The following is a 7,836-nucleotide window of genomic DNA, read 5'->3' as shown; positions in this document are numbered from 1 at the left end:
CACGAACCGGGAACGGAACTCGTCGACGACCTCTTCGGTCAACGAGGGACGCTGAGCGATCAGCATGTGTGGATCAGATCCTTCATTCGTGGACGCCCGCTATATGACGTCCGACGGGAACCGCACCCGTGAAAGGTGCGGATACGGCAAGGGTACGGGCGGTACGGCCCCGTACGGAGGCCGTACCGCCCGAACCGCTGTTCGCGGACCCTTGATGCGTCAGGCGCGTCAGACGCGGCGGCGCTTCGGCGGACGGCAGCCGTTGTGCGGGGTCGGGGTGACGTCCTGGATGGAGCCGACCTCAAGGCCCGTGGCCTGGAGGGAGCGGATCGCGGTCTCACGACCGGAACCCGGGCCCTTCACAAACACGTCGACCTTGCGCATGCCGTGCTCCTGGGCGCGGCGGGCGGCCGACTCGGCGGCCATCTGCGCGGCGAACGGCGTGGACTTCCGGGAGCCCTTGAAGCCGACGTGGCCGGCGGAGGCCCAGGAGATCACGTTGCCGGACGGGTCCGTGATCGAAACGATCGTGTTGTTGAACGTGCTCTTGATGTGCGCGTGGCCGTGAGCGACGTTCTTCTTTTCCTTGCGGCGCACCTTCTTGGCAGCGCCCTGACGTCCCTTGGGGGGCATCCTCTAACTCCTACGGGAGGTGGTCGGTCCTACAGCGAAGACCGTGGACAGGTGTCCGCTGCGGACTACTTCTTGCCCGGCTTCTTCTTGCCGGCGATGGCGCGACGCGGGCCCTTGCGGGTGCGGGCGTTGGTGCTGGTGCGCTGACCGCGGACGGGCAGACCGCGACGGTGACGGAGACCCTGGTAGCAGCCGATCTCCACCTTGCGGCGGATGTCGGCCTGAATCTCACGACGGAGGTCACCCTCGGTCTTGATGTTGTTGTCGACGTACTCGCGAATCGCGACCAGCTGTTCCTCGGTCAGGTCGCGAACGCGGGTGTTCGGGTCGACGCCGGTCGCGGCCAGCGTCTCCTGCGAGAGGGTCCGGCCGATGCCGAACACGTAGGTGAGGGCGACCTCCACGCGCTTTTCGCGCGGGATGTCGACACCGGAAACGCGTGCCATTCAATGGCTCCAGTTGCTTGTCGGAGGTCTTCCGCAGGACCGGATCCCAGCCGCCGTACCAGGTACGAACTGGGTCCCCGGCCTCCGAGCCGGGGGTATCGGAACCGAACGGTTCCGGGCCCTGCGTATGAACATATTCAGCTTGCGTCGCGCGAAGTCCTGCGTGATGCAGAGGTGCGGTCGTGCGTCAGCCCTGGCGCTGCTTGTGGCGCGGGTTCTCGCAGATGACCATGACCCGGCCGTGACGGCGGATCACCCTGCACTTGTCGCAGATCTTCTTGACGCTCGGCTTGACCTTCATGGGATGTGAGGTTCTCCGGGTCAGTGCCATCGCCCCGGCGAGCCGGGGCGCGGGCAAGATCTACTTGTAGCGGTAGACGATCCGGCCACGCGTCAGGTCGTACGGAGAAAGCTCCACCACGACCCGGTCGTCAGGGAGGATGCGGATGTAGTGCATGCGCATCTTGCCGCTGATGTGTGCCAGGACCTGGTGGCCGTTCTGGAGCTCGACCTTGAACATGGCGTTCGGAAGAGACTCGACGACAGTGCCCTCGATCTCGATGGCACCTTGCTTCTTGGCCACGCTTCGCCCTTCGAATCGGCTACCTTGATCGACTCCCTCGCGTCCCTTGCGGGCACATGCGGACATGCGGGTGCACGAGAGCCGACGAGTCAGTCTACGTCAGGGCACCAGGAAAGACGAATCGGGGAAGGCTTAGTCTTCCCCGGGCCGGAGATCGTTATGCGAGCGGGTCGGGGGCGGCCGTGATGCCGTGCTCCGCCAGCTTGGCCCGGCCGCCGTCGGGGGCGGTCAGGACCAGCGGCCCCTGCTCGGTCAGGGCGACGGAGTGCTCCCAGTGGGAGGACCAGGTGCCGTCGGTGGTGATGACCGTCCAGTTGTCCTGGAGCACCTCGGTCTTCGGGGTGCCCAGCGAGACCATCGGCTCGATGGCCAGACAGAAGCCGGTGACCAGCCTGGGGCCTTTGCCGCGCTTGCGGTCGACGTAGTTCAGCAGGTGCGGGTCCATGTGCATCTCGGTGCCGATGCCGTGGCCGCCGTAGTCCTCGATGATCCCGTAACGGCCGCCGCCGGGCTTCGGCTGGCGGCGGATGTAGGTCTCGATGGCCCGGGAGACGTCGACGAGCCGGTTGCCCTGCTTCATCGCCGCGATCCCGGCCCACATCGACTCCTCGGTCACCCGGGACAGCTCGACCAGCTCCGGAGCGTGACCGGTGCCCACGAAGGCCGTATAGGCCGCGTCACCGTGCCAACCGTCCACGATCGCGCCGCAGTCGATGGAGATGATGTCGCCGTCCTTGAGGACGACCTCGTCCGACGGGATGCCATGGACGACGACCTCGTTGACCGAGGTGCAGATGGTGGCCGGAAAGCCGCCGTACCCGAGGAAGTTCGGCTTGGCGTTGTGCTCGGCGAGCACCTTGCGTGCCACCTCGTCCAGGTCCTTGGTGCTGGCGCCGGGCACGGCGGCCTCCCGGGTGGCCGCGTGGATCGCGGCGACGACCAGCCCCGCCGCACGCATCGTGGCGATCTGCTCGGGGGTCTTGATCTGCGCCATGGGGGCCTACGCTCTCCGTCACTCACGACAACCGATTACTGCACAACACTACGGCCGCGGCGCCCTGGAGGTCCCCCGGACGAAGTCTGGGGGGAGGGCACCGCGGCCGGGAACGGCCCGAGGGGGGCTTACTTGTCGTCCTCGTCCCGCTTGAGCGCTTCCAGCGCCCGCTGGGTGATCTCGTCGACCGGGCCCAGGGCGGAGATCGTCACGACCAGCCCCTGCGCCTTGTAGTAGTCGATGATCGGCTCGGTCTGGGTGTGGTAGACCTCCAGCCGCGTGCGGACGGTGTCCTCGGAGTCGTCGTCACGCTGGTACAGCTCGCCGCCGCAGACGTCGCAGACGCCTTCCTTCTTGGGCGGGCTGTAGGTCACATGGAAGACATGTTCCGACTTGTTGCGGCAGGTACGCCGACCGGCGATCCGCTTGACCACCTCGTCCTCGGGGACTTCGAGGTCGAGCACGGCGTCCAGCGTGACGCTCTCGCTCTCCAGCAGTTCGTCCAGCGCCTCGGCCTGGGAGACGTTCCGCGGGAAGCCGTCCAGCAGGAAGCCGTGCTCGGCGTCCTGCTGTTCCATGCGGTCCTTGGCCATCGCGATGGTGACCTCGTCGGGGACGAGGTTGCCGGCGTCCATATAGGACTTCGCGAGTTTCCCCAGCTCCGTCTGCTGGCTGATGTTGGCCCGGAACAGGTCGCCCGTGGAGATGTGCGGGATGCGCAGTTCTTCCGAAAGTCGCACGGCTTGCGTTCCCTTACCGGCACCCGGCGGCCCGACGAGGACGATTCGCATCAGCGGAGGAACCCTTCGTAATTGCGCTGCTGGAGCTGGCTCTCGATCTGCTTCACCGTTTCGAGACCCACACCCACGATGATCAGGATGCTGGTGCCACCGAAGGGGAAGTTCTGGCTTGCCCCGAAGCCAACCAACGCCATCGTCGGTACGAGAGCGATCAGACCCAAATACAGCGAACCCGGCCAGGTGATCCGGTTGAGTACGTACGACAGGTACTCAGCGGTCGGTCGGCCAGCCCGGATGCCCGGGATGAAGCCACCATACTTCTTCATGTTGTCGGCGACTTCCTCGGGGTTGAAGGAGATCGCCACATAGAAGAACGCGAAGAAAACGATCAGCAAGAAGTAGAGGGTGATGTAGATCGGGTGGTCGCCCTTGGTCAGGTTCGCGGTGATCCACTGTTTCCAGCCGGAGTTGCCGCCGGCGAACTGGGCGATCAGGGCCGGGATGTAGAGCAGCGAGGACGCGAAGATGACGGGGATCACACCCGCCTGGTTGACCTTCAGCGGAATGTAGGTGGACGTACCACCGTAGGAGCGACGGCCGATCATGCGCTTCGCGTACTGCACGGGGATGCGGCGCTGGGCCTGCTCGACGAAGACCACGAGCGCGACCATGATCAGGCCGACCGCGATGACGGTGCCGAACTCGATCCAGCCGCCGGCCAGGGTGCCCTGCTTCTTGATCGCCCACAGCGCGGACGGGAAGGTCGCGGCGATCGAGATGAACATCAGGATCGACATGCCGTTGCCGATGCCGCGGTCGGTGACCAGCTCGCCCAGCCACATCACGACGGCCGTGCCCGCGGTCATGCAGATGACCATCGTGATGGTGGTGAAGATCGCCTGGTCGGGGACGATGCTCGACGCGACCGTGCAGCCGGAGAAGAGGGCGCCGCTGCGGGCGGTGGCCACCAGGCCGGTGCCCTGGAGGATGGCCAGCGCCACCGTCAGATAACGGGTGTACTGCGTGATCTTCGCCGTACCGGCCTGGCCCTCCTTCTTGAGGGCTTCCAGACGCGGGATGACCACGGTCAGCAACTGCAGAATGATGCTCGCCGTGATGTACGGCATGATGCCGAGGGCGAAGACGGTGATCTGCAGCAGCGCGCCGCCGCTGAACATGTTGACGAGACCGAAGAGGCCCTGGTTGCCGGATGCCTCGTTCACGCACTGCTGGACGGCTTGGTAGTTGACGCCGGGGATCGGGATGTGGGTACCGACCCGGTAGACCACGATGATGCCCAGCGTGAAGAGCAGCTTCTTGCGCAGGTCGGGCGTCCTGAACGCCCGGGCGAACGCGGTGAGCACGGTGCCTCCTGCGACCCCCGCGCAACTGCGTCAAGGGTGACGGTCTTGAGGTTCGACGAATAAGGAACGGTCAACTGCCGCTCAGAGTGCCCCATGCGAGGCCCCCAGTGAAAGTGGGCAGTGCAGGCAACCTTACCGGCGACACCGCTTCCCTTGGAACGACCGACCGGGGATACCCCTTTTGTGGAGTATCCCCGGTCGGGATCGTTCAGGTCATCGAGTCGCCCGAGTGGGTCAGACGAGCTCGGTGACGGTGCCGCCGGCCGCGGCGATCTTCTCCTTGGCGGAGCCGGAGACGGCGTCGACCGTCACCTGCAGCGCCACCGAGATCTCGCCCTGGCCGAGCACCTTGACCAGGCTGTTCTTGCGAACGGCGCCCTTGGCCACCAGACCCTCGACCGTGACCTCGCCACCCTCGGGGTAGAGCGCGGCCAGCTTGTCGAGGTTCACGACCTGGTACTCGGTCTTGAACGGGTTCTTGAAGCCCTTCAGCTTCGGGAGGCGCATGTGCAGCGGCATCTGGCCGCCCTCGAAGCGCTCCGGAACCTGGTAACGGGCCTTGGTGCCCTTGGTACCACGACCGGCCGTCTTACCCTTCGACGCCTCACCACGACCGACACGGGTCTTGGCGGTCTTGGCGCCCGGGGCGGGACGGAGGTTGTGGATCTTGAGCGGGTTCTGTTCCGCCATGATCAGTCGACCTCCTCGACCGACACGAGGTGGCGGACGGTGTGCACCATGCCGCGGAACTCGGGACGGTCCTCCTTGACGACCACGGTGTTGATCCCCTTGAGACCAAGCGACCGCAGGGTGTCACGGTGGTTCTGCTTGCTGCCGATGTAGGACTTGACCTGCGTGATCTTCAGCTGTGCCATCACGCACCCGCCCCGGCACGCGCACGCAGCAGGGCCGCGGGGGCCACGTCCTCCAGGGGCAGACCACGGCGGGCCGCGACCTCCTCGGGACGCTGCAGGCCCTTCAGGGCCGCCACCGTCGCGTGCACGATGTTGATCGCGTTGTCGGAGCCGAGCGACTTCGACAGGATGTCGTGGATACCGGCGCACTCCAGCACGGCACGCACCGGACCACCGGCGATCACACCGGTACCGGGCGACGCGGGCTTGAGCAGCACGACACCGGCGGCCTTCTCACCCTGGATGGGGTGCGGGATGGTGCCCTGGATCCGCGGGACCTTGAAGAAGTGCTTCTTGGCCTCCTCAACGCCCTTGGCGATGGCGGCCGGCACCTCCTTGGCCTTGCCGTATCCGACACCCACGGTGCCGTCACCGTCGCCCACCACGACCAGCGCGGTGAAGCTGAAGCGACGACCACCCTTCACAACCTTGGCGACGCGGTTGATCGCGACGACGCGCTCAACGTACGCGGTCTTCTCGGCGGCAGCAGCGCCGCCGTCACGGCCCTTCCGGTCCCGCCGCTCGCCGCCACCGGCACCGCCTCCGCGGCGCTGGGGTCCAGCCATTGGATTACCTCTCTCTTTCCGCTAGCTACAAGCGGCTCAGAACTTGAGCCCGGCTTCGCGGGCGGCGTCCGCCAGGGCGGCGATGCGCCCGGCGTACTGGTTGCCACCACGGTCGAACACGACGGCCTCGACACCGGCGGCCCTGGCGCGCTCGGCGACCAGGGCGCCGACCTGCTTGGCCTGCGCGGACTTGTCGCCCTCGGCACCGCGGATCGAGGTGTCCAGGGTGGACGCCGACGCCACGGTGTGGCCCTTCAGGTCGTCGATCACCTGCGCCACGATGTGACGGTTGGAGCGGGTCACGACCAGACGGGGGCGCTCCGCCGTGCCCGAGATCCGCTTGCGGATCCGGATGTGACGGCGCTTGATCGCGGCGCGCTTGTAGGCGTCGCCCTTGAGGATCTTCTGCCCGTATGCCATGGCTTACTTACCCGCCTTTCCGACCTTGCGGCGGATGACTTCGCCCTCGTACTTGACGCCCTTGGCCTTGTACGGGTCCGGCTTGCGCAGCTTGCGGATGTTGGCCGCGACCTCGCCGACCTTCTGCTTGTCGATGCCCTCGACCGAGAAACGGGTCGGGTTCTCCACCTTGAAGGTGATGCCTTCGGGGGCCTCGACCAGGATCGGGTGGCTGTAACCGAGGGCGAACTCCAGGTTCGAGCCCTTGGCGGTCACGCGGTAACCGACACCACTGATTTCGAGCTTCTTCACGTAACCCTGGGTCACGCCGGTGATCATGTTCGCCACCAGCGTGCGGGACAGGCCGTGCAGGGCCTTGTTCTGACGCTCGTCGTTGGGGCGGGTGACGTTGAGCACGCCGTCCTCACCCTTGGCGATCTCGATCGGCGCCACGACGGTGTGGGTCAGCGAGCCCTTGGGGCCCTTGACCGCGACCGTACGGCCGTCGATGGTGACATCCACGCCGGCGGGAACCGCGATGGGGAGCTTGCCGATGCGCGACATAGCTGTTTCCTCCGTTCCCTTCTGCTACCAGACGTAGGCGAGGACTTCCCCGCCCACGCCCTTCTTGCCGGCCTGCTTGTCGGTGAGGAGCCCGTGCGACGTGGAGATGATCGCCACGCCCAGGCCGCCGAGCACCTTCGGCAGGTTGGTGGACTTCGCGTACACCCGGAGACCGGGCTTGGAGATCCGCTTGATGCCCGCGATGGAGCGCTCACGGTTGGGGCCGAACTTCAGGTCCAGGACGAGGTTCTTGCCCACCTCGGCGTCCTCGACGCGCCAGCCCGTGATGAAGCCCTCCTGCTGGAGGATCTCCGCGATGTGCGACTTGATCTTCGAGTGCGGCATCCCCACGGTGTCGTGGTACGCCGAGTTCGCGTTCCGCAGACGCGTCAGCATGTCTGCGATCGGATCAGTCATGGTCATGAATTGGCCTTCGGCCTCTCTCGCCGGGGTTTCCTGGTGCGCCGTCCCTCTCCCCGATCCGAGACGGGACGGGTGCGGCGCGGTGGACCTACGGCGTAGTAAGCAAACATTAGTGGGTCCTGCCCACGGGTGTTACGGGCGGCGGTCAGGCGCCCAACCCTCCAAGCCTAAGCCATGGAGCGAAGGGCACCCGACACGCGCCCACTGCTT

The 7,836-nt window shown here is 66.2% G+C and carries 13 protein-coding genes; all 13 read right to left on the bottom strand.

All coding sequences use genetic code 11. From position 1 onward, the window contains the following. Positions 1-228: 228 nt before the first annotated feature. The 13 genes from rpsK to rpsH all read right to left on the bottom strand — a co-directional run bounded on the left by rpsK (position 229) and on the right by rpsH (position 7,626). The gene (gene rpsK, locus ACWEKM_RS21580) at positions 229-633 is read right to left on the bottom strand and encodes a 30S ribosomal protein S11 (RefSeq protein ID WP_003956432.1); all 405 of its coding nucleotides are present in this window, start codon (positions 631-633) and stop codon (positions 229-231) included. A gap of 65 nt (positions 634-698) precedes the next feature. Further along, complete coding sequence (rpsM, locus tag ACWEKM_RS21575; protein ID WP_116148529.1) at positions 699-1,079, bottom strand: 30S ribosomal protein S13; 381 nt, start codon at positions 1,077-1,079, stop codon at positions 699-701. Between the two features lie 187 nt (positions 1,080-1,266). Beyond that, a complete protein-coding gene (gene rpmJ / locus ACWEKM_RS21570; protein WP_003998809.1) occupies positions 1,267-1,380 on the bottom strand; it encodes a 50S ribosomal protein L36 in 114 nt (37 codons plus the stop codon). A gap of 60 nt (positions 1,381-1,440) precedes the next feature. Next, positions 1,441-1,662: a translation initiation factor IF-1 gene (infA, locus tag ACWEKM_RS21565; RefSeq protein WP_003948620.1), complete on the bottom strand. Its 222-nt coding sequence runs from the start codon at positions 1,660-1,662 to the stop codon at positions 1,441-1,443. 157 nt (positions 1,663-1,819) lie between these two features. Further along, the gene (gene map, locus ACWEKM_RS21560) at positions 1,820-2,656 is read right to left on the bottom strand and encodes a type I methionyl aminopeptidase (protein WP_451622795.1); all 837 of its coding nucleotides are present in this window, start codon (positions 2,654-2,656) and stop codon (positions 1,820-1,822) included. A gap of 128 nt (positions 2,657-2,784) precedes the next feature. Then, on the bottom strand, positions 2,785-3,447 hold the full coding sequence (locus ACWEKM_RS21555; RefSeq protein WP_451622794.1) for an adenylate kinase: 663 nt from the start codon (positions 3,445-3,447) through the stop codon (positions 2,785-2,787). Then, positions 3,447-4,760, bottom strand: a complete 1,314-nt coding sequence (gene secY, locus ACWEKM_RS21550) for a preprotein translocase subunit SecY (protein ID WP_451622793.1) — start codon at positions 4,758-4,760, stop codon at positions 3,447-3,449. Before secY ends, ACWEKM_RS21555 begins: the two co-directional genes overlap by 1 nt. A 234-nt stretch (positions 4,761-4,994) precedes the next feature. After that, on the bottom strand, positions 4,995-5,450 hold the full coding sequence (gene rplO / locus ACWEKM_RS21545; protein ID WP_366015822.1) for a 50S ribosomal protein L15: 456 nt from the start codon (positions 5,448-5,450) through the stop codon (positions 4,995-4,997). Between the two features lie 2 nt (positions 5,451-5,452). Continuing rightward, on the bottom strand, positions 5,453-5,635 hold the full coding sequence (gene rpmD, locus ACWEKM_RS21540; protein ID WP_039656212.1) for a 50S ribosomal protein L30: 183 nt from the start codon (positions 5,633-5,635) through the stop codon (positions 5,453-5,455). Further along, entirely contained in the window at positions 5,635-6,240 is a 606-nt protein-coding gene (gene rpsE / locus ACWEKM_RS21535; protein WP_007494753.1) for a 30S ribosomal protein S5, read from the bottom strand. Before rpsE ends, rpmD begins: the two co-directional genes overlap by 1 nt. 36 nt (positions 6,241-6,276) lie before the next feature. After that, entirely contained in the window at positions 6,277-6,660 is a 384-nt protein-coding gene (gene rplR, locus ACWEKM_RS21530) for a 50S ribosomal protein L18 (RefSeq protein WP_451622792.1), read from the bottom strand. A 3-nt stretch (positions 6,661-6,663) separates the two neighbouring features. Next, positions 6,664-7,203, bottom strand: a complete 540-nt coding sequence (gene rplF, locus ACWEKM_RS21525; RefSeq protein ID WP_451622791.1) for a 50S ribosomal protein L6 — start codon at positions 7,201-7,203, stop codon at positions 6,664-6,666. A gap of 24 nt (positions 7,204-7,227) precedes the next feature. Continuing rightward, positions 7,228-7,626, bottom strand: coding sequence for a 30S ribosomal protein S8 (gene rpsH / locus ACWEKM_RS21520; protein WP_388373654.1), 399 nt, complete (start codon positions 7,624-7,626; stop codon positions 7,228-7,230). Positions 7,627-7,836 lie beyond the last annotated feature (210 nt).

The organism is Streptomyces sp. NPDC004752 (assembly GCF_053601275.1).
This window is presented reverse-complemented; position numbering and strand designations above follow the sequence as displayed.